This window comes from Lysinibacillus sp. ZYM-1 (assembly GCF_001308875.1).
Classification (GTDB): Bacteria; Bacillota; Bacilli; order Bacillales_A; family Planococcaceae; genus Lysinibacillus.
Genome location: NZ_KQ465130.1, coordinates 1 through 25,550 on the forward strand (window position 1 = coordinate 1; position 25,550 = coordinate 25,550).

At 35.5% G+C, this 25,550-nt stretch carries 27 protein-coding genes; 10 read left to right on the forward strand and 17 right to left on the reverse strand.

All coding sequences use genetic code 11. From position 1 onward, the window contains the following. Window positions 1-124: 124 nt before the first annotated feature. Window positions 125-688: a hypothetical protein gene (locus AO843_RS17600; protein ID WP_054612397.1), complete on the reverse strand. Its 564-nt coding sequence runs from the start codon at window positions 686-688 to the stop codon at window positions 125-127. Window positions 689-1,102: 414 nt separating this feature from the next. Here AO843_RS17600 and AO843_RS17605 point away from each other — a divergent pair, with 414 nt between their 5' ends. The 3 genes from AO843_RS17605 (at window position 1,103) to AO843_RS17615 (ending at window position 3,760) form a co-directional block, all read left to right on the forward strand. After that, window positions 1,103-1,492 carry a hypothetical protein gene (locus AO843_RS17605; RefSeq protein ID WP_054612398.1) on the forward strand — a complete coding sequence of 130 codons (390 nt, stop codon included), beginning with the start codon at window positions 1,103-1,105 and terminating at the stop codon, window positions 1,490-1,492. A gap of 606 nt (window positions 1,493-2,098) precedes the next feature. After that, window positions 2,099-2,410, forward strand: coding sequence for an ArsR/SmtB family transcription factor (locus AO843_RS17610; protein ID WP_054612455.1), 312 nt, complete (start codon window positions 2,099-2,101; stop codon window positions 2,408-2,410). A gap of 174 nt (window positions 2,411-2,584) precedes the next feature. Beyond that, window positions 2,585-3,760 (forward strand): MFS transporter, encoded by a 1,176-nt coding sequence (locus AO843_RS17615; protein ID WP_054612399.1) that lies wholly within the window; start codon window positions 2,585-2,587, stop codon window positions 3,758-3,760. 377 nt (window positions 3,761-4,137) lie between these two features. Here the strand turns inward: AO843_RS17615 and AO843_RS17620 are convergent, their stop codons facing one another. The 7 genes from AO843_RS17620 to AO843_RS17650 form a co-directional block, all read right to left on the reverse strand. Beyond that, window positions 4,138-4,551, reverse strand: a complete 414-nt coding sequence (locus AO843_RS17620; RefSeq protein WP_054612400.1) for a DUF3888 domain-containing protein — start codon at window positions 4,549-4,551, stop codon at window positions 4,138-4,140. A 600-nt stretch (window positions 4,552-5,151) separates the two neighbouring features. After that, window positions 5,152-5,370 (reverse strand): serine hydrolase, encoded by a 219-nt coding sequence (locus AO843_RS17625; protein WP_197278951.1) that lies wholly within the window; start codon window positions 5,368-5,370, stop codon window positions 5,152-5,154. Between the two features lie 54 nt (window positions 5,371-5,424). After that, a complete protein-coding gene (locus AO843_RS17630) occupies window positions 5,425-6,417 on the reverse strand; it encodes a DUF1835 domain-containing protein (RefSeq protein WP_054612402.1) in 993 nt (330 codons plus the stop codon). A 36-nt stretch (window positions 6,418-6,453) separates the two neighbouring features. Continuing rightward, complete coding sequence (locus tag AO843_RS17635) at window positions 6,454-7,209, reverse strand: SDR family oxidoreductase (RefSeq protein WP_054612403.1); 756 nt, start codon at window positions 7,207-7,209, stop codon at window positions 6,454-6,456. A gap of 93 nt (window positions 7,210-7,302) precedes the next feature. Further along, a complete protein-coding gene (locus tag AO843_RS17640; RefSeq protein WP_054612404.1) occupies window positions 7,303-7,959 on the reverse strand; it encodes a hypothetical protein in 657 nt (218 codons plus the stop codon). A gap of 46 nt (window positions 7,960-8,005) precedes the next feature. Continuing rightward, the gene (locus AO843_RS17645; RefSeq protein ID WP_054612405.1) at window positions 8,006-8,479 is read right to left on the reverse strand and encodes a GNAT family N-acetyltransferase; all 474 of its coding nucleotides are present in this window, start codon (window positions 8,477-8,479) and stop codon (window positions 8,006-8,008) included. Between the two features lie 318 nt (window positions 8,480-8,797). Next, a complete protein-coding gene (locus tag AO843_RS17650; protein ID WP_054612406.1) occupies window positions 8,798-10,273 on the reverse strand; it encodes a methyl-accepting chemotaxis protein in 1,476 nt (491 codons plus the stop codon). Between the two features lie 136 nt (window positions 10,274-10,409). Here AO843_RS17650 and AO843_RS17655 point away from each other — a divergent pair, with 136 nt between their 5' ends. After that, on the forward strand, window positions 10,410-11,372 hold the full coding sequence (locus AO843_RS17655; RefSeq protein ID WP_054612407.1) for an MBL fold metallo-hydrolase: 963 nt from the start codon (window positions 10,410-10,412) through the stop codon (window positions 11,370-11,372). A 112-nt stretch (window positions 11,373-11,484) separates the two neighbouring features. Here AO843_RS17655 and AO843_RS17660 read toward each other — a convergent pair whose 3' ends face one another. Next, a complete protein-coding gene (locus AO843_RS17660) occupies window positions 11,485-13,302 on the reverse strand; it encodes a DNA ligase D (protein WP_054612408.1) in 1,818 nt (605 codons plus the stop codon). Window positions 13,303-13,410: 108 nt separating this feature from the next. Here AO843_RS17660 and AO843_RS17665 point away from each other — a divergent pair, with 108 nt between their 5' ends. Further along, window positions 13,411-14,232 (forward strand): non-homologous end joining protein Ku, encoded by an 822-nt coding sequence (locus AO843_RS17665; RefSeq protein ID WP_054612409.1) that lies wholly within the window; start codon window positions 13,411-13,413, stop codon window positions 14,230-14,232. A 16-nt stretch (window positions 14,233-14,248) separates the two neighbouring features. On the opposite strand, the gene AO843_RS17670 is transcribed toward AO843_RS17665, so the two are convergent. Next, the gene (locus AO843_RS17670; protein WP_054612410.1) at window positions 14,249-14,794 is read right to left on the reverse strand and encodes an AAA family ATPase; all 546 of its coding nucleotides are present in this window, start codon (window positions 14,792-14,794) and stop codon (window positions 14,249-14,251) included. A gap of 87 nt (window positions 14,795-14,881) precedes the next feature. Here AO843_RS17670 and AO843_RS17675 point away from each other — a divergent pair, with 87 nt between their 5' ends. Together AO843_RS17675 and AO843_RS17680 are read left to right on the forward strand one after the other, a co-directional pair. Beyond that, the gene (locus AO843_RS17675; RefSeq protein WP_054612411.1) at window positions 14,882-15,634 is read left to right on the forward strand and encodes a class I SAM-dependent methyltransferase; all 753 of its coding nucleotides are present in this window, start codon (window positions 14,882-14,884) and stop codon (window positions 15,632-15,634) included. Between the two features lie 58 nt (window positions 15,635-15,692). Further along, window positions 15,693-16,709, forward strand: coding sequence for a serine hydrolase domain-containing protein (locus AO843_RS17680; protein ID WP_197278952.1), 1,017 nt, complete (start codon window positions 15,693-15,695; stop codon window positions 16,707-16,709). A gap of 16 nt (window positions 16,710-16,725) precedes the next feature. Here AO843_RS17680 and AO843_RS17685 read toward each other — a convergent pair whose 3' ends face one another. Then, window positions 16,726-17,256, reverse strand: coding sequence for a dihydrofolate reductase family protein (locus tag AO843_RS17685; protein WP_054612457.1), 531 nt, complete (start codon window positions 17,254-17,256; stop codon window positions 16,726-16,728). Between the two features lie 101 nt (window positions 17,257-17,357). On the opposite strand from AO843_RS17685, the gene AO843_RS17690 reads away from it, so the two are divergent. From AO843_RS17690 to AO843_RS17700, 3 genes are all read left to right on the forward strand, one after another. Next, on the forward strand, window positions 17,358-18,302 hold the full coding sequence (locus tag AO843_RS17690) for a helix-turn-helix transcriptional regulator (RefSeq protein ID WP_054612412.1): 945 nt from the start codon (window positions 17,358-17,360) through the stop codon (window positions 18,300-18,302). An 89-nt stretch (window positions 18,303-18,391) separates the two neighbouring features. Then, window positions 18,392-19,435 (forward strand): DUF418 domain-containing protein, encoded by a 1,044-nt coding sequence (locus AO843_RS17695; protein WP_054612413.1) that lies wholly within the window; start codon window positions 18,392-18,394, stop codon window positions 19,433-19,435. Between the two features lie 230 nt (window positions 19,436-19,665). Then, window positions 19,666-19,911, forward strand: coding sequence for a hypothetical protein (locus tag AO843_RS17700; RefSeq protein WP_054612414.1), 246 nt, complete (start codon window positions 19,666-19,668; stop codon window positions 19,909-19,911). Window positions 19,912-19,969: 58 nt separating this feature from the next. On the opposite strand, the gene AO843_RS17705 is transcribed toward AO843_RS17700, so the two are convergent. From AO843_RS17705 to AO843_RS17730, 6 genes are all read right to left on the reverse strand, one after another. Beyond that, entirely contained in the window at window positions 19,970-20,362 is a 393-nt protein-coding gene (locus AO843_RS17705; RefSeq protein ID WP_054612415.1) for a RidA family protein, read from the reverse strand. Between the two features lie 724 nt (window positions 20,363-21,086). Next, complete coding sequence (gene lpdA / locus AO843_RS17710) at window positions 21,087-22,481, reverse strand: dihydrolipoyl dehydrogenase (RefSeq protein WP_054612416.1); 1,395 nt, start codon at window positions 22,479-22,481, stop codon at window positions 21,087-21,089. Beyond that, complete coding sequence (locus tag AO843_RS17715; protein ID WP_082389517.1) at window positions 22,478-23,341, reverse strand: alpha/beta hydrolase; 864 nt, start codon at window positions 23,339-23,341, stop codon at window positions 22,478-22,480. Before AO843_RS17715 ends, lpdA begins: the two co-directional genes overlap by 4 nt. A 60-nt stretch (window positions 23,342-23,401) precedes the next feature. Further along, the gene (locus AO843_RS17720) at window positions 23,402-24,004 is read right to left on the reverse strand and encodes a TetR/AcrR family transcriptional regulator (RefSeq protein ID WP_054612418.1); all 603 of its coding nucleotides are present in this window, start codon (window positions 24,002-24,004) and stop codon (window positions 23,402-23,404) included. Window positions 24,005-24,449: 445 nt separating this feature from the next. Further along, window positions 24,450-24,920: a DinB family protein gene (locus tag AO843_RS17725; protein WP_054612419.1), complete on the reverse strand. Its 471-nt coding sequence runs from the start codon at window positions 24,918-24,920 to the stop codon at window positions 24,450-24,452. A 284-nt stretch (window positions 24,921-25,204) separates the two neighbouring features. Next, the gene (locus AO843_RS17730; protein WP_054612420.1) at window positions 25,205-25,462 is read right to left on the reverse strand and encodes a DUF1871 family protein; all 258 of its coding nucleotides are present in this window, start codon (window positions 25,460-25,462) and stop codon (window positions 25,205-25,207) included. Window positions 25,463-25,550 lie beyond the last annotated feature (88 nt).

The window sequence follows — 25,550 nt, forward strand, 5'->3', positions numbered from 1 at the left end:
CCCGTAGTGGAAATCAACGGCTTTACTTTATTTCATTGTAAAAGAAAAAAGACTGTAGGCAAACTCTCAAATTTTTTGAGTTTGTCTACAGTCTGAAAGAACACCCATGTAGGTGTTCTTTAAATTACTTATTTTCATTTAAATCATCAGGATAAACAATTGTATTAATTACTTCTCCATTTGATTCATCTTTAAAAATTACTGTAACTTTATAATTATCAACACCTACACCATTAAATAATTGATAGTACATGCCTGTTAGTGCAAGCCCTAATGATGCCATTGTATCGAAACTATTTTCAAACTCTTTTTTGTCTACAGTTAGTGTGAATTCTGAAAAGGATTTGTTATAAGTAACATCTTTTACAGATTTGAATTCTTCACTAGCTTTAATATCATCTACACTCGCTAAAATTCCTTCTTTTAAACCTTTCATCATTTCTTGGTGCTCTGGTTTAGACATTTTATAAGTTAAAGAACCATCATCATTCTTAATGACTTCCTTAATCCCACTATTTTTTGCCTTAGAAATAACAGAGTCGATGTCCTGTCCTTCGAAAAATATAGCTGGAATCGTTACTTTAACATCTCCACCCTTGTTGCTATCTTTTTCCTGATCCTGACTACACGCTGACATCAAAACACCTAGTATTACTAAAAATAATGGTAAAATCAATTTTCTTGCCATTAAATCTCCTCCTCATACACAAATATACAGAATGTGAAGGGATTTCACTATAACTATTGCATAAAAAACACGTATTGATATCGTAAATACTTTTAAACAATTACTAAAAAGTGTTCTTCCGGAGCATTATCTTCCCTAATAGTTCACCATAAATAAATTTCTTCCCTATCGCCTGTTGTATGTTCAGAATGTGAGACATCAATTTCAAATTCTAGTTCAACATATTCAAAACCAAATAATTCAAACATTTTTTCGCTTCCACATTACAACTAGTTTCCGAGTTAGGGTTTTATAGTCCAATTTGAAACAACAATATGAATATCTTTTTAATTATTCTTCACTCTACCTTCCTTATAGTCCAAAGAATTGTATTCCATATGAATAACTTATTTATAGGAATGGAGGTGAAATAAAATGGCATCATTTGAAATTGGAGCAAGAGGTCTTTTCAATTTTCGAAACGAGCGCTTTTTTCTATTAGTTGAAGATGAAATTACAATTCCAGAAAAAGGTGTGGAGATTGATCCAGTCAATATCTATGAGATTGACCAACAAACTTTCAATTTTATCAGAGATGAAGGAGATACACCTGTAGTTGTACCACGTTTTAACCTTCCTACTGTACCACCTGGATTTGAATTAGAACGAAAATGTATTTTTACAGTCGATAATTCATACTTTGTAATCTATGAATTAGAAAATGGCACTGATAACTTTGTTCTTTTAAGAATCAGTGCAGCTTTATTTAACTCAATGAGAAATTCTGGTGTTCGTGAATGTATTCCTCAAAATTTCATTAATTAAGAATGCTATAAAAACAAGGTATCAGTTTATTTTTATTAAAAGCCAAGTTTTAAGCTGAAACTATTTTAAATAGTGAATTCTTATTTAAAGTCGCACATTTTATGTATAGAAATTAAGAGGATTGAAGAGCTTAAATAAAATTCGCTCTATCTATCCTCTTTTTTACCACAAATGACCCTATTTACTACAACAATTAAATCAATCTATTGCAGCTGAAACTGATGAAAAGATAAGAGATATAGCATTGTATTTATCAGCTAATACAATAAAGTTCAGAAAATAAGTTATTAAGCTAACTGGAGTTTTAGTACAACATAGATTTATAAATATATAAATTAAACCTAAATAACGTTCCCAAATTCAAGTTAGGAATACAGCAGAAAGATACGAATGTTGTTAAATCAGCGTTCGTGCCTTTTTGCGAGGATTATTATTTATACAGCTTTTATGCAAAAATATAAACATAGCTACGGTAGTACTTTTCAAGATTATGTAGAGTGTGATAGCTGAATAAAGACCTGTATATATAAAGACTTTCAGTAATTATGAGGGACCTTTACTTTGACTACATATTTACAAATCTATAAAAATAGATATAATGTTGTTATGGAACCTTTACTAATCTATAAAGCGTTATCAAATGATACAAGACAACAAATTCTATTATGGTTAAAAAATCCGGAAAATTATTTTGAAGAAGAGCCATATTTACAACAAGGGATTAGTTTTCAAGTTGGGGTATGTGTAGGAGAAATCCAATTGAAAACTGGACTGGCTCAGTCAGTTATTTCTAATTATTTATTAACGATGAAGAATGCAGGATTATTAGAATCCGAACGAATTGGAAGATGGACGTATTATCGTCGAAATGAAAAAACAATACAAGAGTTTGCTGAGTACGTTCAAAAGGAATTATAAATAGAGAGGAGGGTTTCTTTTTTTTGAATAACATATCTATTTATTTAGATATATGAATAAGTGTATATTTTTTTACATACTTAAAGAAAACATTTTTTAACAATGCCCGATTATTTCTTTGTCAGGCCTATTATTTAGACTTTTTAAATCAACATAAGAATGGAGATTTCATAAATGAAAAAAGTAAGTCCTCTGCTTATTATTATGCTAGCATTAGGTGTATTTGGAATTATTACAACAGAAATGAGTATTGTCGGGGTGTTACCACAAATAGCGCAAAAATTTGCAATTTCAACTTCACAAGCGGGCTTATTAGTAAGTGTATTTGCTCTTGTTGTAGCTATCTCTGGGCCATTTCTAATAATACTAGTATCTGGAATTAATCGTAAATTACTTTTACTAACTGCAATATTTATGTTCGTTATTTCTAATATTATTTATGCTTTTACAACACAGTTTGAAATTATGCTCATTTTCCGTATTCTACCTGCAGTGTTTCACCCTCTCTTCTTTTCAATAGCGCTTGTAACTGCAGCTTCACTTGTCCCGCTAGAGAAAAGTGGTCAAGCAGTCACTAAGGTTTTCATGGGAATTACAGTTGGATTTGCTTTAGGTGTACCATTTACTTCTTATCTTGCAGAACGGTTTTCATTAGAAGCAGCTTTCTTGTTTGGAGCGAGTGTAAATGTTTGTGCCTTTATAGGAATATTTATTTTACTTCCTTCTATGCCAGTTAAAGAAAAAATGTCCTTTGGAAAACAGATTGGTATATTACGTAACCCCGGAATATGGATAAATATCACAACAGTTGTATTTATTTTTGCAGCTATGTTTTCGGTTTATAGTTACTTTGCTGAGTACCTTGCAAGAGTAACCTACATGAATGGCTCTCTCATCAGTATCATGTTACTAATATTTGGTGTAATTATGATTGTAGGTAATCATTTGTTTGGAGTCTTTTTACAAAAAAACATTGTATATACCGTAATATCATTTCTCATTGCATATTTAATGATTTATTTATTGGTTTATTATTTAGGTTCTTATTTCGTTCCAATGATTTTTATGATATTTATTTGGGGAATCGTACATTCCGGTGGGTTAATAGTAAGTCAGGCATGGTTATTAAGTGAGGCAAAAGAAGCACCTGAATTTGGCAACAGTTTATTCGTCTCGTTTTCAAATCTTGGAATTACTTTAGGAACCTCTATCGGCGGCTGGTTTATTTCTCATTTAGGAATTCACCAACTTATCTGGAGTGGCTTCCTGTTCACGTTACTTTCTTTATTATTGATAATAATAAAAATAAAATTTTTCAAAACTAGTATTCATCTATCATCATTAAACTAAAATAACTTTATATCTGAGAAATTAAGGATTTTATTATTCTTTTAGTGAGTATGTTTTTAGCCAAAGGAATTCATAGCGGAAAATTGAATTGAAAAAAATGAGAGGAATTCATCAACTGAAAAATAATTATTAAGAGGTATACGTTTTATGGTTGTTTGTCTCAGGTTGTATACAAAAGATATCCAAACGAACCAATTTAGAAGGCTAATATAGAGGGTAATTTGAAGTTCTTTTTAAGCTTTTCGATTTTTACAATCGGGGGCAATTGTTGAACAACATAGATATTGCTTAATAAAACTCTATTTTGGTGAACCTATTTTCAGAAGAGAGTATTTTAATTTTTCATGGAATATGGATTTATGAGATTTTTCCACAATTTATTCTGGTGGATATTTATACGTCTTTAGGTGAGTGTGATTTATTAATTTAACCTCAGGTCCAGCAGATATTTCATAGGTCATTCGATCCTTCCCTACTGGAATATACTGGCCGCCATCTGTAGGTTCAATTTCAAATGTAATTTGCATTTTAAAGCCTCGGAAATGATTTCTTTTTGTTTCAATCAATTCAATTTTCCAAGGAGTAACATGAGGTGTAAAATCCTTTAAAATCTTCGGATAATAATAGTTAGCCAAATCAGTTTCAATATAAGGCGTAAGCATTAACATGAGCATATCCTGTAATCTAAGCTCATTAGAGTCCTGAGTAGATTCAGATAATGAAACGGTTCTTGTTTGAAAAGATGTAATTAGAGCAAGTGAGAGTATAAAAACGAGTAATATTTTTTTCATTTTCCTAAGTACACCTCTTTCAGGTCTTTACATAATTAATTGTATTATTACCTTTATGGAATAAAGTATGTACTTACTTGAACTTTAGTTAAACAAGAAATAGGCTTATGATCTACCACAATCTGGCGCAATTCTTGTACAAGGAATTGTGTCTTCTTCAGTTATCACCTTCAAAGTGGTATTGCTTACTTAACTTGAAGCAAAATGTCCAGTAAATCAAAATGAAGAGCTAATGAAATAATGCTTTTAATAAGCAATTACGGTAACAAGTCCAAGTCCGCAGATGATCTACTGGTATTCGTAGTATAAGATTAGGAGTAAAACTATAATGAATTTAATAAAACGTTAACATATGTAAATGAATTACTTTATGAACCTAATCATTTGAGTATAAAAAACATCCGAGAGGAAACTCAAAATTCTGATTACCGGGTTTGAATACTTCTTCATGGACAATGTCAGCAATCGTTCGCTTGGTGGCGAATTTTATTTTCGCTGAAATTAACTCAATATTTCTACCGCGGTAAGCCCAATTTGTACCTGGAGCAAAAGCTCGGATATCTTCGCCATTTATATAGGCTAAACCATGTGAGTGCGTTACTAAATGGCAAATGCCATATAGCTTTTACGACATGAAGCAAGATGAAACTTTGTATCAGCTTGAATAGAGCGTATATTTTTCTTATTTGAATGCTTCCCCCAATATTGTTCCACCTGCAATTCATTATTGTGAAATAAAACGATAGCAGCTCCTGTACAATCAAGGGTATGAAATGTATTTTTTACAGAATTACTTAATTTTCCAAATGATGTAGTCATTCTAAACAAACACATTTCATTTTTAAATGATGATTGTTCCCTAAATCTGATCATTTAAACCTCACGGAGTTTCACACTATAAAACCTCATGGCTTTTGGCACTCCTTCCATTTCAAAAACCCCTTTGAAGATTAAATGGATCAATCGATATTCAAAGTATTGATCACCAATGCTTTGATTCAAATTACCAATAATCTCCCCTATTAGTCTGGCAGATTTTAAAAAACGACGCTCAAGCTGTAATTTTTTTGCTGTCTGTAAGATATAGTCATCGTAGTAGTCATCATCAACAAGGCATAAAGCCTCATTTCCCCATACTCTGAGATTCCCTTTGCAATTAGATAGTGTTAACCATTCTTGTTCATAATTTTCCCTTTCCTCCTGCTTTAAATGCTGACCCGTTCTACTACGCTCATATATCATCTTTAACTGATTTGGTTCAATTTCGCTTGTATGTATAGGGGTATCACCTAAATTTGTTGTATGGATTAAAAAAATATTATTTGTTTTTCCTTTTAGTAAATACAAGACATATCGTAAAGCCGTTTGTTCATCAGCGTTTTCACCAAACCAAATAAAAATATTTACTTGTTCAGGGATAGACTTGATCTTAGCAATGGTTTCTTTAAATACATCCTGATAGTTAAATAAATAATCTTCGTCCATATTGAGATGATTCATTAACCATTTATGCCTTTGAGCAAGCCCCTTATCTTCCTCTAATTTCCATACAGGACCGATCGAAAAGTTATCCGAAAAGTGGATTATCTTTTCTTCTTCTAGTAACCTCATATCCCTAAGTGCTATTTTCAAACTACCTGAAGAAGAATCACCAAATACAACGTGAGCAGCTTTATAATCTTTTTCATCTTCCAGTTGTTTTTGCTCATCTTTATAGTTAAGAAAATTACTATAAGTTGATTTCAGGTCTTTTACAAGATCCTCATCATTCTGTTCCATACTTATTCTAAGTAGAATGTGAAATAATAACGACTTTACTTCTTCCTCGCTTGACTTTATCACTAGTTCTTTTATTTCCGTTATCAACTTGTTCGACTCCTTGTACAAATTTTAATCCAAGTTTTACCCTCGCAGAAAACCACCTTCTGAATGGATAATTTGTCCTGTCATCCATTCGGCTTCCTCACTCGCAAGAAAGCTTATCACTCTTACCACATCATCTGGCAATCCAATGCGTCCCATCGGAAATTTGGGTAGCAAATATTTTCTGATTTCGTCATTCATCCAAGTAGAATCGGTTGGCCCTGGGTTTACTGCATTCACAGTAATCCTTAAAGGGGCTAATTCTTGTGCTAATGTTCTTGTAAAGGCTGCAATTGCTCCTTTGGTTGCTACATAGGCTAGTTCTCCAACCATAGGACCTAAATCTTGACCTGATGTCATATTAATGATCCTGCCATACTTTACATGTGCATTTTGTAAAAGACGGGCAAATTCTACACAAAGAAGAAACGTTGATCTCATATTCACCGCGTAATGTTGATCAAGTATTTGGGCATCTAACAATAAATAGCCATCCTGTGTAGAGTGTGCAGCATTATTCACTAATATAGAAGGTACACCTAGTTTTTCAACGACAGTATGAAGTATAATTTTTGCTGCATGTGGATCAGATAAATCAATGTCCATATCTTCACAAGAGACGCCCTCTCTGAAAATCTCTTCCTTGAATTCTTTAATCCAATCCTGATCAACTTGCCAGTGAGTGAAAAAAATAGATACACCATCGGCTGCTAATTTTCTACAAATGGCGGTTCCAATATCCCTTGGGTGACTGGCTCCTGTAATAACTGCAATAGTATTTTGGACGTTACTCATAATTTCTCCCTTTCTTTTTATGAAAAAAGAGCAAAACCATAATTGTTTGCTCAGCATTTGAAAATGAGCGCTCGTTACCAGGCATCTCTTTACCTAATTAAAATTCACAATTTTATTTTGTACTTCAATATGGAAAAGTTGTAAATCAAATTGGTGCTGCTTAATGGTCTCTTCGGCTAATTGTTGAACTTCCTTTTGGATCACACCATTTTTCTCTTCTGTTAAATTGATGATGATTTGAACATATTCTGATGTGATGCTATGGTCAATGCTGAAGACACCATAATTTTGTGCCATCATCGCTTCAAATAGATCGGCCATAACATCATTATAGCTAAGCCGGGTCGAGTCTGTTGCTGCTGGTTCATCAAGATTTTTAAGCGATATTTGAAACGATATTGGATTTAAATCATTTTCTCGAATGCAATCAAGTATAATTTCTTCTATTTTTTGTTTTGACAACAGATCGACTTTGTCAGGTAATGACACAAGGAGCTCGATTTTCCCATTGGGCAGAACTCCATAATCTAAATGAAAGCTATAATTTTCTTTGTGAAGAGCATTGACAATATCACTGATTAGAAATTGATAGTGCTGAATATAACTCAATAATTCATTATTGCTAGGTTGCGCTAGAGAAACATTTGATTTTTCAGCATATTGAATAGGTGCATTTGCTAAAAAGAAAAAGGCACCACAAACAATAATCGAAAGTAGAAACCATAAGGTGAATAGTTTTTTGATAAACATCTATAGCCCCCTTAATCGGGACTATATGCAAGTTCAGTAAAGTAAATTACGGTAGAATTTTATAAAACAACACACGATCTTGATTTTCGCCGCCATAATGACTATGAACAGACATATTATCCATCATCTTGTCACCTTTCTCCATTCTAAAACCCAAATTCGTGTGAAAGGCAATGGACACTTCGTTAATAGGAGACGTAACACATCTGACAATATTTCGATGATATTGCTTCACCACGTGGAAGAATACATCATACAACCTTTTTGCAATATTCTGTTTTCTGTAATCAGGGTGAACCCCAACAAAATGGATGAACGCTTCATTTGTATTGGACTGAGATAAAAAGCCAACGAGAAAACCTATAATTTCGCCATCCTTTTCCATTATCAGGCTCGTGTTTGTAAAGTGGTCAAAAAATAATTTAGGCAACTTATCTGACATATTCCTTCCACCCCACCACTCATTAATCAATGGGGATAAAATATAATAATCTGCACTCTGCAAACTACGAATGTTCATAGTATCCTTCCTCCTTTTCAATTCTTATTTTAAATTGGCACGTTTATGAAGATCTGCATTTACCCACAGCTCCACCATTAAATAAATTGTAAAAATCACCATAGCAAACACGCTATCAATATGTGTGAGTTAAATTTGCAAATCGTAAATCACTGGCGTTCTTTTTTACGCCAGCGCTCAAAAAACAAAAACTTTCCTCTGGATTAAATCGGTATGGGTAAAACAATGCTGATGAATAACAACACTATACCCTCCATCTAAGATGTTTAATCATACTGTTATTTTACCCTACCAATTATTTCAATTCCAATATTTCCTTCAAATCTTTACCATTACCAAAGATTTTAACGTATTGCTTAAAGACTGAATGCGATTTGTTGTATCCGTCATCGTCACTAAGAGCTGATTTTCGTCCTCCACAGAATGCAAAATATCACCAGTGGATGTTGCATTTTGCTCTGTCATTTTATTGAGCTTTTCAATTTGTATTTGAATTGTCTCGAACTGGGAGATGGCACTGCTTAATTCATGCATGCCCCTTGTCAAATCGGTATTTGTTTGTGTAAATGAAGCCTTCAAAGTATTAAAGAAATAACTGACATCCTGTAAAAGCTGCTCCCCGTGTTGTAATGCTTTTTCACCATCATCAGAACGCTGATGTGCCTCTGTCGATTTCTCCAACAAGGTTTTCGTAACATTGGTGATACTGACTGTAATGGCGGCACTTTCCTCTGCTAGCTTTCGTACCTCTTCTGCTACAATAGCAAATCCCTTACCATGCTCCCCTGCCCTGGCGGCTTCAATCGCTGCATTTAGTGCCAATAAATTAGTCTGCTGTGCAATGTGTGTGATCCCTTGTAATAAGCTGTCCACCGTTTGTAAACTATACTGTAGCTCATTTACGGTTTCTGCGGTTGAACTCATCGCATGGCTCATCACGCTCATTTGAGCCATTGCATCTTGCATTTTATCCCACCCTGCCAAAACTTCCTGCTGAAGTTCGGTAGATTTCGCCACTGTATCCTTTGAAATCGTCAAAGTTTCATTTACAAAATGAACAGAATCACTCATAGTACCATGAATCATTTGCAAACTAGAAGCCTCTTGCTGAATACTTGCAGAAATATCCTCTGTCGCTAATAATATTTGTTTACTTGAACCTGAAATCCTCTGCATGGTTTGCTGAAATTGTGTCACATGCTCGTCCAATGCCTGACTACTTTTTTCGATTTCTTGAAATGTATCTTGTAATTGGTTGAAAGAAGCTTGGACTTCATTTTGCTGATTTTCTGCATGTTTAATCAACTCATTACCCCATTTTGCCAATAAATAAAAAGCAATAATCACGCCATTCATAATCGCTAGAAGTGTAACGAAGACAATGATGTCATCAAATGGCCCTAACAAAGAAGACGAGTTAACCAGATATAAAATGATAAAACTAATGTTTGTAAGGAGTCCAAAAAATACGATCAATTCTTTTTTGAAATAAAGAGCAATAATAGCAATTGTGCACAGTAAAATATAATGTTTATTCAATGAAAAACTATCAAGCAAAAATAATGTAAAGACTACACTTGACGGAATTAGCCCAAAGATAAAACCCTTCACATAGGTTTTAATCGGTAAGAAATAATTACCTACCGCCAAAGCAATGACAGCTAGTCCGATAAATAAAAATAGTATTCCTTTTGATAGAATCATAGGTCCACAAATTAGAATGGCTAATATGGATATAATAGCCAAATTGACACGGTGGACTTTTCGTGTATCATAACGAATTTTGTTCTCCATTGCGATCCCCCTAAAAATGAATGGACATTCAGTTTAATTTTCTATTATTATATAGTATAACTACTACTTTTTGTAGCTAAAAATTGTATGTAAGAGCAAATGTTTCACATTTTTGAAATAAGAGGGGGAATTTCACTTGAGTAGAGTCCAACAAATTGCTGAAAATTTTTATTGTATTGATACACATGATTTAAATCGGGAGCAACGTACAAGCTCCTATCTATTAATCGATGAAAAAATAGCCTTGATCGAAACTTCTGCTAGTCCTTCTGTTCCATATATTATGGAGGGATTGAAGGAGTTAAATATTGCTTTAGAGGATATTCACTATGTCATTGTGACACATATTCATTTAGACCATGCTGGTGGTGCAGGCTTATTTTTGCAGAGTTGCCCCAATGCAAAATTAGTTGTTCACCCTCGAGGTGCGGCCCATATGATTGATCCAAGCAGACTCATTTTTAGCGCTAAAGGAGTCTATGGTGCCGAATTTGACAATCTGTTTGATCCAATTGTGCCGATCGACGCGGTGCGAATACTCGAAGTGAGTCATAAACAACGGCTAAATTTAGGACAACATCATTTAACGTTTTATCATACAGAGGGCCACGCAAAGCATCATGTTTCCATGCTTTATTCAGCTACCAATGGCCTGTTTGTTGGGGATACAACAGGTGTACGTTATCCAGAAATGGACAGTGAAGCGATTGATTTAATCATTCCTTCTACTTCCCCAAATCAATACAATCCCGAAACAATGGAGCAATCCATTCAATTGTATGAAAAGCTACAGGCGAGTGAATTATATTTTGGCCACTATGGGGCTTACAAAAAACCAACAGAGGCTTATCATCAAGTGCGTTATTGGACGCCTCTCTTTTTAGAAGAAGGCAGAAAAGCACAGGCAGCATCCAGCCAGTTCCAAGAACAAGTTCAATTTTTAGACGCTCGTTTAAAGGAGCTTTTATTTAGCTTTTTACAAGCAAATGGTATTCCAGCAGATCACCCTGTCTATCAAACCATTCCATTCGATACGGTTGTATCATCGATGGGGATATTAGATTATTTAGAAAAAGTGAATGCACAGGTACCGCTTTAATCGAAAAAGGAGATGTCTCAGACATCTCCTTTTCTTGTAAGCTTTTTCATGATCATGACAGAGCTTGTTCAAATGGTTTACGTATGACCATGGATAAAAAATTGATGTAGCATTATTCTTGTAAACGTTCCAAAACTGCTTGAAAATCCTGTTGCTCCCCTACGTCTCGAAAGGACTTAAAGGGATTACTTACTTTCTTCATACGTTCCATAACAGCTGGAATTGTAAAATAATGAGGTTTTAAGTCGACATGGACCTCCTCCCATTCGAGAGGCGTTGCGACTAAACCCAGCTCATTACCACGAGTGGAGTACGGAGCAATAATAGTCTTGCCTTCAGCATGTTGTATATAATCTAAATATAATTTTTCATGGCGATTCTTTTTTAATCGCTCAATGGTATATAGATTTGGCTTTTGTTGGCATAAAAAACGACAAACGAATTCAGTAAACACACGAACCTCCTCATAGGTAAATTTATTTTGAGGTAAAGGGATATAGAGCTGCAAGCCTTTCCCGCCAGATGTTTTGACAAATGATTGTAGCTGAAAATAGTCAATTATGTCCTTTAAATCCAATGCTCCTGCAATCGCCAAGGAAAAATGTTCCGCTGAAGGGGGATCTAAATCGAAGACTATTTCTGTTGGATACATAGTTTGTCGTGTTTGAAAAGGAATGTGTAGCTCTAATGCCAATTGATTGCCTAACCATAACAACGTTTCGAGGTTATTACAGACAATATAGTCGATCTCATCCATCTTGGCTGTGGCCACAAAGTGAGGTAATTTGTCTGGCCTACTTTTTTGATAAAAGCTTTCACCTGGCACACCATGTGGATAGCGTATTAATGTTAAAGGTCGATCTTGAAGAAATGGTAATAAATATGGTGAGACACTTTGTAGATAGGACAAATAATGATCTTTTGTAATGCCTATTTCTGGCCATACAGGTTTATCAGGATGTGTAATAGGTACTGTTTCAGGAATCGGAAATAGCTGACGCTGCATGTGCTGCCATTGACAATCCTCTGGCGTTAATTCCAATCGAAAGGCATGGAATTTTGGCTCGCGGAGCTTACTACCATCAAAATCTATGCAGGCAATATCGACACAAATAGAGGGTTCTAGCAGCCACAGTTCCTTCTTACGCTGCCCATGTGCCTGAAAGAATGTGACTAGTGTTTGGTGATCTTCTTCTGTCATGCCATGTTTAAATGTAACGACCTCTCGTAAATGTTCTTTATCATAAACCGAACCCTGAAAATAGCCATTACTATGATCATATTGCGTCACAATCACCGTCACATAACGCCAATTTTTTATTTTTAACCATTGACTAGACCGTATGTTTTCCAACCATTTACTGGCTTTCTTCTTCGCAACCATTCCCTCCCCATTGTAAACCTTGATGGTCTGCCATAGGACCTCACTTTCCTCACTACCTTGTACAATTTGTATGGACATTACATCTTCATAATCTACGTTTGGAAATTTTAACTTTGTTGCTAGCTTCGCCAATTGCTCTTTACGCGTTTTTAAATGACGATTGCTTAGCGATTCCCCTTTGAACGTCAAAAGATCAAACACTAGAAAGCGCATAGGAAAGGTTTCTGCATGTTTTTCAATGACATCCTGATTTTGCATTCTCCCTCTTTGTTGAACAACGGAAAATTCGCTTTTGTAATGATTGCTTAAATAAACAAGCTCCCCATCAAAGGTTAGTGGTAAAAATGCTTTAACTGAGACTTGTATTTGATGACAAAATTCAATAATTTCAGGAAAAGAATGATTTAAATTGCGTCCATTTCGACTAATAAGCTTGGGCTGTTCATCCCACACTAAGAGGCATCGAAAGCCATCATATTTCGTTTCGTAAAGCCACTCATCCCCTATTGGAATATCGTTTGCTTCCGTTAAAAGCATTGGTTTCATCTAACAATACCTACCTTGCTTTTTATCTTCAGTGTTTGACGATTTTGATTTAAGATACATAAAAATCTGCAAAATATATCATAGTAAGAAAAACGAGGTGACAATAGTATGCATACAGTGTGGAAAGGGAGCATTTCCTTTGGACTTGTTAATATCCCAGTAAAGCTACATGCCGCTACGGAAAATAGAGATATTAAACTGCGACAGCTTCATAAGGAATGCCATACTCCGATTAGCTACAAAAAGGTTTGTGAGGGCTGCAATCAAGAAGTAAAAGACGAAGATATTGTAAAAGCTTATGAATATACAAAAAATAAATTTGTCGTACTGGATAAGGAGGATTTAGAAAACTTACAGAAAGAAAATGAAGAGAAAGCCGTAGAAATTATAGATTTTGTACAATTAACAGAAATCGATCCGATTTATTTTGAACGCACTTATTTCCTATCCCCTGATTCTACTGGGGCTAAAGCCTATTCTTTATTGCGTAAAACGTTAGAGCAATCAGGCAAAATTGGGATTGCAAAAATTATTATTCGTTCAAAAGAACAGCTTGCTGTTGTTCGAGTTTATCAAGATGCCCTCGTGATGGAGACTATTCATTATCCCGATGAAGTAAGAAGCGTTGGCGATGTCCCGAATATTCCAAGTGAGCAGAACGTTGTGCAAAAGGAGCTTGAAACAGCTCTCATGCTAGTGGACCAATTAACGACCAATTTTAATCCTGAGAAATATACGGATGATTATCGTAATGCGTTGCTCGAATTAATTGAAGAGAAAAAAGCAACCAATATGGTAGCTACAAATGATCAACAACGTCCGATTCCTGAAAATGTCACAGATTTAATGACAGCGCTACAAGCATCTTTAGATAAAACGAAAAAGCCTACTACAAGAAAGCGTACAACACGGACAAAGAAAAATGCATAAACTAGAAGCGTCTCCTTCATCGGGATACGCTTTTTCCATGTTGGAACTGATGAAAATAGTTTTGCAAATCCTTTTTGTGCTGAATCACCAACAGTTTATTCCATGCATCTTCCTGCATTGTAAAAAATTTAGGCTTTCCAATCTCTTCAAAATGTTTATTCCACCGAAACATTTTAAGAAAAATCGAAAAGGTTGGTTGATAATGAGCCTTTTCGATACCTATTTTTTGTTTGATGAATCTTTTAATAATTCGAGCAATGCGAATCTTATATGGCGTATCGAGAAAGATGATACAGTCAGCTTGTTGGAAGCTTTGGCTCACCCATTCCTCTTGATGAATCCCTTCAATAATCCACGTGTCCGCTTGAATAATGCTTTGTAAATACTCCTGCCTTTCTTGCTCCGTCCTTTTAATATCCCCCGAATCTTTACGAATCCAAACGACATTATCTAATTCATAAAAAGGGATCTGATAGGTTTTTGATAATGATCTCGCTAACGTTGTTTTCCCACTACCAACAGAGCCAATAATATGTATTTTTTGCGGAAGTCCGATTGTCATTACATCATCACCTTTCATGTATCTTTGTAGAAATATTCCCTTTATTATACAATAATATGAATAATAGAAAATAGAGGAGGACTATAAATGTATCAACACGATCCCAACAATAATCTACAAAAATATAATAATCCAAGCGAATATGATTCTCTCTATGCCCACTATCAAGACGATCTTCATTACATCCAATGCTATCTTGGTATGAAAAAAGACCCCATCATCGAATTAGCATGTGGCACTGGTCGCTTAGCCATTCCACTAGCTGCACAGGGGATTCCTGTTTATGGGGTAGACCTTCATGAAGGAATGATGCAGCATGCCATGGAAAAAGCACATAAACAAGGTGTGCAAGTGCAATTTTTGGTACAAGATTGTACACAGCTACACTTACCTATCACCACAAAGTTTATTTATATGACAGGCAATTCCTTTCAACATTTTTTAACAAATGAAAGTCAAAATGCATTATTGCAATCTGTCAAAAAGCATTTACAACCAGGTGGTGAATTTCTTTTTGATACAAGAAATGCTATTTTAAATGAGCTATCGGTCATTGATGAATATGAGGAACAAACGATCACAAGTAATGGTGAGAAACGACTCACCCTCCATCGTGAAGAATATAACCCCGTCACACAAATCTTAACGTGCAGTGCCGTTGATCAACAAGGGCAAAAATCATTTGAAGATTCCATTTTATTGCGCTATACATATCCTATGGAAATGACAAGACTATTACAGCAAAATGGCTTTGAGTTACTACATCTTTACGGTTCGTGGCAAAAAAATGACTTTCATGCACAGAGTCCCTCAATGATTGTCCATGTGCGTTCACGATAAACAAGAACACGTATTCCCCTTCTGTGCTATAATAAAAGAAAAACTAGGAGACCATTTTATGCTGCCCATTCATGAACATATGGCCAAACAGCAAATAGCAGGCCTTAGTCTTACCTATATTGAAGATGGAGCGATTCAAAAAACAGAGTGCTTCGGGGTTTTAGAACTCGGAACAACTAACAAAGTAAATGAAGAAACCATTTTTAATGCCTGTTCAATCAGTAAACTGCTCACAAGCATTTTAGTGCTAAAGCTGGTAGAGCAAGGTGAAGTCGACTTAGATGAGGATATTAATCATAAACTTATTTCTTGGAAGATGCCGGAGAGTGATTATACCCGTGCAAAAAAAGTGACGTTACGAAGCTTATTAAGTCATCAAGCTGGTATTGTTGATCCGGAAGATAGCTTTCCTCCCCTACATCCAGTGGTGCAATGGCCTTCCATGCAGGATTTATTGCAAGGGGCAACACCCTATTGTCCGAAACCAATCGAAAGCACATTTGAACCATTTCAGGAATTTCATTATTCTGATGCAGGCTATTGCATCGTTCAATTGCTAATTGAGGAATTCACAGGCACTACATTTCCAACGCTCATGACCAACCTAATCTTTCAACCACTAGCTATGAATCACAGTTTTTTCTCATCTACGCTTCCAACAGATCATTCAGCATGTGGTCATCATAAGAATGGCACCTTAACGACGCCAAGTCATCCACTATACCCTTACCATGCAGCATGTGGAATTTGGACGACACCATCAGATTTAGCTAACTTGTTAATAGAGATTATGCAGTCACTCAATGGGAAAGGGAAATTGGACCTGACAAGTACTACAATTCATGAACTAATGCATCCACAAGGCTGTAAGGAATGGGGAGGGCTTGGCGTATTTTTGGATGGCCAAGGTGAACAACTTGAAATTTCTTCCCTTGGCTGGGGTGTTGGCTATCAATGCATGCTAGTTGCTTACCCCTATTTAGAAAAAGGCTTTGTCATCATGTCGAACACAGATACAGGTGTCCATCAGATGCAAGGAATCATGGGTGACATCTACCGTTCCTTTGTCCAATAAAAAAAGAGGCTATTTCTTAAGCCTCTTTCCTCACTTGGTAATGCATTTGAACCATTTGCCCGTATCGCTTTGTCTCTAGCAACTTTAAATCTTCGAATGGACGAGGTTGTTTAAATAATGGAATACCTGATCCTAATAAATGTGGCGTAATCGTGATAATCCATTCATCAATTAACTGCTCCTGCAAAAATGCATCCAATAGATCAGCTCCCCCAACCATCCAAATTTTCGCACCTTGTTGTTGTTTTAATTTTTTAGTAAATGAGACAACATCCTCTTGGACAAACTCCACATGCTCATCTTCTTCTGTTTGAGATGTGGTAAACACATAACATTTCTTATCAGGATAAGGGAAAGAATCGATATGTTCTATGACGTAATCATATGTTCGTTTCCCCATTATAATGGTATCGATCGTTTGATACATATCGGTGTAACCATTATCCCCTTCTCCCTCTGTTTCTTCCAGCCACTGCAAGTCATCATTTTCCTTGGCAATAAACCCATCTAAACTCATTCCGATAAATACTACTATTTCTCGTGCCATCATGTCAGCTCCTCTTCTTTTGAAAATCTCTTGTACAAAGACTATACTAAACATAAAACATGACAACTATTGTCATAATTAAATAAAAAAGGTGAAAAAATATGTCCAAGGCGAAACGATTACTTGATATTTTGTTATTTGTCAGCGCTAAAAAGCAATTTACAGCCCAGGAAATTGCTGATACCTTCAATATTTCGGTGCGAACGGTGCATCGTTATCTTTTAGATTTAAGTGATATGGGGTTACCAATCTACGCGGAACAAGGAAGAAATGGTGGTTACACAGTGCTTTCAAGCACTATTCTTCCTCCCATTTTATTTACTGAGGACGAAGCAGTTGCTATTTTCTTTGCGTTTCAATCGCTGCAATATTATCGTGATTTACCATTTAACACAGAATTGAAGTCTGTGTCACAAAAACTTTATAATTCCTTACAGAATGAGGCACAAAAAAAGGTGGACAGTCTTCAATCATATATTGCCTTTTGGAAACCTAAGCGTACTATTTCTACACCTCTATTATCAGACGTTTTAGAAGCCGTTATGAACCATTCACAATTAGAAATCCAATATGAATCTAAATCAGGCATCACAACTAAGCTTGTCCATGCTATTGGTGTATATGCGCATGATGGCCTATGGTATATGCCTGCTATTCATTTAAAAACAGAAAAAACCCTTCTATTTCGAGTAGATCGTATTCATTCTATGATTGTAATTAATAACGGGTATAAGTCTTCTATTCATTTACAACAGTGGCTAGAAAATCCCCTTGAACCCCAGCAACCCATTCGTTTATATGTAGAATTAACAAGGGAAGGTGTTCGACAATGCACAAGTGAGCCGATTTTTGAGAAGACAGTTATTTGTCATAGTGATGGTACAGGCTATATCGATACCATAATCGACCAAGGAGAGATTCATTTTATTAGCGCCTTTTTTTATCGACTAGGCCAACATGCGATCGTCAAAGAACCTCCCGAATTAATTCAGCTTTTGCGTAAACATGCGCAGGACATACTAGCAACATATCCTAATGAGAGCTAATCCCAATATGACGATTTTGTAAGATTCACGTAACATACATCGTTACTAGTTTTTGGGAAAGTACCTTATACTTGGTCTTGAAGGAGGAGATGACGTTGCAACCAACCGATAACAACAAACGAATTGATACATTAGATTATTTAAGAGGTTTTGCCTTACTCGGCATTATTTTAGTGAATATCCCTGCTTTAATGTGGATTGCACCACCTCAATTTGCTAGCGATATTACCTATAGTCGCTTTCTCACACTTTTTATAGAAGGTAAATTTTTTATCATTTTTTCTTTTTTATTTGGGATAGGATTTTATCTCTTTCTTTCTCGTGCAATGGCTAGAAATGAAAAAGCCTATGCCTTATTTAGTCGCCGACTCTTAATCTTATTAGTTATGGGACTTATCCACTTCTATTTTCAACCAGGAGAAGCTTTGACTGTCTATGCCATCTTTGGCTTTTTAGCACTCCCTTTTTATAAAGTGCGGAAAGAATTTAATTTACTTATTGGGCTCGTTCTATTAGCACTTACAGCTTATTTTGGGATAAAAATCGCCATGCCTTTTCCACTAATCTTACTAGGATTAGCTGCTGGACAATATCATCTATTTGAAAACATCCCAATACATCGAAAAAAAATTACTTTAGTGACGATTGTCATGTTCTGTGTCAGCATTGGTAGCTGGCTGTATCAATGGCAGTATGTCCCTGATGCCAACGTCAATATCGATCAATTATCCAAAACTCAACTGGAAGAGCATATCACAAACATTGAGCAATTTGGGTTAATTGGACTTCAGTTTAGCCCGTTTGTTTCATTGTTTTACATGGGAACAATCATTCTTTGTCTGCAGAATTCACGATTCCAACGACTATTGTCTCCATTAAAAGCATATGGACGTATGGCCCTAACAAATTATTTAGGTCAAACTGCACTCATTTTAATCATTGGCCATTCATTCCAACTAATTGGTCAACTTCGATTCATCGAGTCGCTATGGATTTGTTTAGGTATTTATGTTTTCCAATTACTGTGTAGCAAGCTATGGTTAAGTTATTTCCGCTTCGGACCACTGGAATGGCTGTGGCGAATGGGGACCTATTGGGCAGTCCCTCCCCTTAGAAAAACAAAAGATTTTTAAGCCAAGGATATTTACCTATCAGCCTTGCGTTAAACCTCATATATTGGTAATGTACCCTACTCGCTTTCCATCTTTGCTCATATCTTCAGCAAGAAACACATCCCCATTTTATTTGGTCACTTATTGAAAAATAGGTGACCTTTTTTTGCTGTTAGTCAAAATTGTTCTGCACCTGTCCCCTATATCATGCATACTATGCAAATAATACCCTTTTTTGTAGGGAGGATTTTATGAAAAATAACAAGGGCTATCGGAATAGTGAAGGAACTGAAACAGTCGGTCAAGCGGCTAAGCTGGCAGTTATTGCCGGAGCCATTTCAACTCTTGGTGATGCATTAGCGACCATTGCAGCTGGTCTTGCTTTGGAGGATGAATTGAGGGAAAATGAAAGTAAAAATAATGATATTGACAAACTACAAAAGCAAATTGACGATTTAAATTATGAAATGAAGCAGTTAAAAAAGATGTTTCGTTAAATAAGCCATGTTCATAAAAAATCGACAATATCCCGATGATATTGTCGATTTTTTTATGTTATTTAGCAGCCCAAATATCAAGCTCTATTTTAATTTCTGGTAGACCTAGAGCCGACACATAGGCAATGGTCATAGATGGATAGGAATCACCAAACATCGCTTCCCATTGCAGGTAGAAATGATCCCAATCAATTTCCTCCGTAGCCCAAATATTGACCTTTACAATATGGTTGGCATCTATTCCCTCTGTCGCTAAAATTGTTTCAATGTTAGTAAATGTATTTGTAATTTGCTCCAATAATGTTTGTGGTAATTGATCGTCATAACCAATACCAATTTGTCCGGAAAGAGCATACATGGTAGCATCTTTTGGAATAATTGTTACATGACTATATTTCCCAACAGGTTTTGGTGCCTGCATTGGATTTTTACGCACTAGTTTTGATTTCATATAGAATCTCCTTTAGGTTCTTATTTTTCTAAAAAAGGGCAGACTTCTCCCTTGAAATCTATTTTAGAAAAAAACAGCAGTGGAGAATCCAATGCCCATGCTTAAAAAACGTATAGATCTTTTTTTCATAAGCCTTCTCCCCCTTTTACCTAAAGATATTTCAATTTTACCATTTCTATCCTACAATTTTCAATTGATTACTTAAACTATTTATGAGTTTCTTTTTATTATATCTCAGGCAATTAACTATATAACCCTATTGAATCCATCATATACTTAATAGTGTAAAGCTAAATTAGCCTTACACCTCCGAAATTGTTACGAGGGTTACTCCATCCCAAGTGGCCCTTCCTTTTTTCATTAAAAAACTAGGCTCCCCTCATTGGAGTACCTAGTTTTTTTTAGTATGCGTGTTCATTCATAGAATATCATGGCATCCTCTACAATTTCTGAACAAACTACCTAAAAATATTGTGTTCTTTAACGCTATGTTTTTTTTAAAAGTTTTAAGTTATACGTTATTTATAAAAAATATGATTTCTATGAATGTACCAATTTTAAATAAAAATTGCACTTTACAACAAAAGATATCAAAAATGACCAAGACAGCAATTATGTCTTGATCATTTTATTTCACTGCGTTGTTCAATGATGATTTTTTAGTCCTTCAAGAACGCTAAGAGGTTATAAAATTATTTAATAGTAGGTATTCGAAGTCTATCCATTATACTTTCATAACATGAACTGGCCTGCCCATAATTACCTCAGCAGCTTCCATTGCAATCTCACCTAAAGTTGGGTGAGCATGAATTGTTAATGCAATATCTTCTGCAGTCATACCCGCTTCGATCGCAAGACTCATTTCTGCAATCATATCAGATGCACCCGTTCCTACGATTTGAGCACCGATTAATACCCCATCTCTTTTTCGTACAATAAGTTTCATAAAACCTTCTGTTGCGTTTAAAGTTAATGAACGGCCATTTACTACGAATGGGAATCGCGCTACTTTCACATCAATACCTGCTGCTTTTGCTTGCTCCTCATTGTAACCAACAGTTGCGAGCTCTGGATCTGTGAAGCATACAGCTGGTATTGCTAAATAATCAACGATTGATTTTTCGCCAGCGATTGCTTCTGCAGCTACTTTGCCTTCGTAGGATGCTTTATGTGCAAGTTGTGGACCGGATACGATATCACCTATGGCATAGATGTTTGGTACTGAAGTACGACATTGTTTGTCCACTTTTAGCAAACCTCGTTCTGCAAAATCAATGCCCACCGCTTCAAGGCCCATTTCATCGGTATTAGGTTGACGACCTACAGTGACTAATACATAATTAGCTTCAACTGTTTTTTCTGCTCCGTCTGCTTCATACGTTACAATGACGCCGTTTTCATGTTCTTCCACGCCTTTAGCTGATGCGCCTACAACAACTTCCACGCCTTTTAATTTTAAGCCTTTTTTCACAACTTGTGTCATTTGCTTTTCAAATCCAGCTAAGATGTCTTTACCACCTTCAATGATTGTTACTTGTGAACCTAAGTTAGCGTAAGCAGATCCTAGCTCTGTTCCGATATAACCTCCACCAATAACAACTAATTTTTCTGGCACTGCTGGTAAAGAGAGAGCATCAGTGGAGTTGATTACACGTTCAGTGAATTTGAATGTTGGAATTTCAACTGGTCGAGAACCAGTCGCAAGAATAGCATTTTTGAATGTAAATGTTTGTGCGTTATCACCATCGATTACACGCACTGTGTTTGCATCTAAAAAGTATGCTTCACCTTTCACAATGTCGATCTTGTTCCCCTTTAGTAGTCCTTCCACACCGCCTACTAATTTAGAAACTACACCTTTTTTGAACTCTTGTACTTTTGTCCAGTCAAGTTTTACCTCTTGTGTAACAACACCCATATCTTCTGAATGCTTTGCTTGCTCAAAACGGTGGCCAACTGAAATCAGTACTTTTGATGGGATACAGCCAACATTTGAGCAAACTCCTCCTATAAACTCTCTCTCTACAATTGTAACGCTTTGCTTCATTTGAGTAGCTCGAATAGCCGCTACATATCCTCCTGGACCTGCACCAATCACAAGCGTATCAATATTCTTCATCTATCATTTCCCCTCTCAATACTTGTTATAAAACGCAAAACATTTTCCCAAAAAAATTTATCTTTTACACAATTATGGTGACCTTTTGTTGCAACTTTAATTACCTGTTTAAAGTTACTATCATTTATGAGGACTTCCACATTTGAAATCGGCACTTTTTTATCTTGAATAGAGTGTATGGCAAGAGCTGGGGACACTTGGTTTTTTAATATTGTTTCTAGACACCACTCTCTTCTAGCTCTTAGAAAAACACCTCCTCGTAATAAAAACCAACTAATAAATAGCCAACCAAAAGGAATATAAGGTATTGTTACTTTTCCAGCCATTGAATTGCTAATACTTTTTAATGATGTAGGCATTGAATCGGTAATAAGCGCCCGTAACCTCAAATCAAAGGAATTTACAATACTTGCAGCAATTCCACCCATTGAATGTCCTAGAACATAGATTGCATTACTATTAATATCAGGTCTCTCCCATACATAATCAATCGTTGCTGTTATACTTTGCACAAATGATGCAATACTTACTTGTTTTTGTATGGACTCACTTTGCCCATGACCAAGAACATCCACAATTAATACGTCATAACCGCTAGCTAATAAGGGATCGACATACCGTAACATATCTGATTTATTAGAGTTCCACCCATGAATCAGTAGAAAGCAACCTCTTGCCTGTTCACTTTTTATAAGCCATCCTCGAATTATCCCAGTGTCAAGTTCTATTTCAACGTTTTCATAAGTGGTATTCGGGTACTTTTTATCCTCTTTCATTTTCGGTGTAAAGATATGAAGAATGATATATCTCCTTAGAAATAAAATAATAGCTATGCACACAACGAATAAGAAATATTTCATAATAACTCCCTTCAAAAAAGATACCAATCAGTCTCTTTTTGATGTTAAAAAAAGACGGCTTTATTGCCGCTCGGTAGCAATCATTGAAATATATTGCCTCAAATTATTTAATAGGATTTTTGTTAATTGCCCATCATTCTTTAATCGATCTAATACAAGTCCACCTTCAAGTGTTGACACAATATATATCGCAGTATCATATGGCTGAATCGACTGCTTCAACTCCAGATGCTTAATGCCATCTTCTATAATTTTCTTTATCCACATTATCATCATATCCATTGCTTCATTAATCGCTGGCAGTAACGTACTCCCTTCTAAATCATCCATTTCGATAGCTGCGTTAAAAATAGGGCATCCACCTACTATCGGTTTTCCTGCACTTAATTGTAAAAAGGCCTCCACAAATGCGATTAATTTGTCCTTTGCATTTTCGTGTTGTGAAATACTCGTCTTTAAATGATTTTGCATGATTTCAGTAGAAAAATGAAATGACTCAACCATCAGCTGCTCTTTATCCTTAAAATGTCGATATATCCCCCCTTTTTGAATATTTGTTTCCTGAATAATGTCACTCATTGTTGTTGTCATGTAACCTTTTTTGTTAAAAATCGAAGCAGATATTCGAATAATATTACGCCTTGTTAATTCACCTTTTTTCATTTAAACCTCCAAAAAGATACCTTTCAGTCTCTTTTAATATAATGGAATTGGAAAACAAATTCAAGAACTATTTAACAAAATTTAAAAACAAAGTTCTATCTTCTTTTGTATGACGAAATCCTAGTTTTTTTCTAAAAGAATTTATATGTATTTCATATTTCAAATGATGATTGACTAAGTAAGCAATATAAAATAAGTCCAGTACAATTCCTACCTTAATCCTTACAAGATACTTGTACAGTGAAGATGAGAGGATGAGGATAGTAGTCATAGGGATGTTTTAGCCTACTAACAGTAAGAATTGAAACACACCCTCCAACAATCATCTAATTACAGATCTATTCCTGGAAGAATATAGAAAGCAGCTCTTCTTCACCTAACTGACCCGATAGTTCGATAAAGAAAAAAGCTGCATATGTAACGCAAAAGCACCCTGTTTGTGTATTTAGATTTGATTCTCTTGATATGAATTCTTTACCCGTTCAATTTGATCAAGGTGGTCGCGGACATGTTTCACTCGAAATTCCAGCAATTGCTTAAATGTGAACTGGGCCTGATCGATATACACCCCCACTCGCTTACTTTGTTCACTAGTGAGATTGTCTAGAATAGGCTGTATACTGGAACGTAGCAATTTAAAAAGAAGCAAATGCTGCTCACGGTCCAACAAATCATAACTCAAGTTATTAGCCCATGCATTTTGGTCAAATGAAATCAGAAGTGGCTCATCCTCCGCCAAGACTTTTTTTAACCTAGATGTGGACGAGATCTCAGAATCCGTTACATGTATGAGGATTTGATGAATGCTCCATTTGTCTGGCGCAGGCTTAAAACGAAGCTCCTCCTCGGTTAGTCCTTCGATGGCTTCCCGTAGCATTGTGTATCCTAAGGCGTACTCCTTTTTTAATTCTTCCAATTTAATCCCCCCTATTTTCAAGTAATACCTAGTAAACTTCCAATAAATATATATTCTTTTTTTGGTCTAGGAATCCTTTTAATTTTTCTTCGACTATTGCCATCACTAGTTTAAGCATTTTCGCTAAGCCTATGAATAAGCGATCCTTCATCATGTAGATCTTGTTCCACTAAACTGTTGCGGTAGCTCAATAAAAAAGCAAACATTAACTTCGGAAGCCGATTTTAAACTCTTGCAATCTGTTGCCTTTATATTATTATTTGGTTCAATACATTTTTTGTAAATTAACTGTTATTGATTTTGTCCCAAATTTTTAACGCACTTGGATAACAATTATTTATCGAATATACTTCATCAATCGAAAACATTTTTACAAAGACCTCATGTATCACAACAGCTAATTTTTCAACGGAAGTTGCTGTTGGTAATAGGTCTACAATCAGCCTTATTTCTGGGTCATATTCATCGTCAGGTGTATAATGTAAAAATTGCTTTGGATCCCAATCATCAATTACTTCTTTTACAATTTGAAAGTGTTTCATATTATTCCTCTTTATATTGTTTAATTGATTTATTCAAAGTCCTTCTTCAACTATCCTGTTTGTTTAACTCTATAATTCATACCAGCTT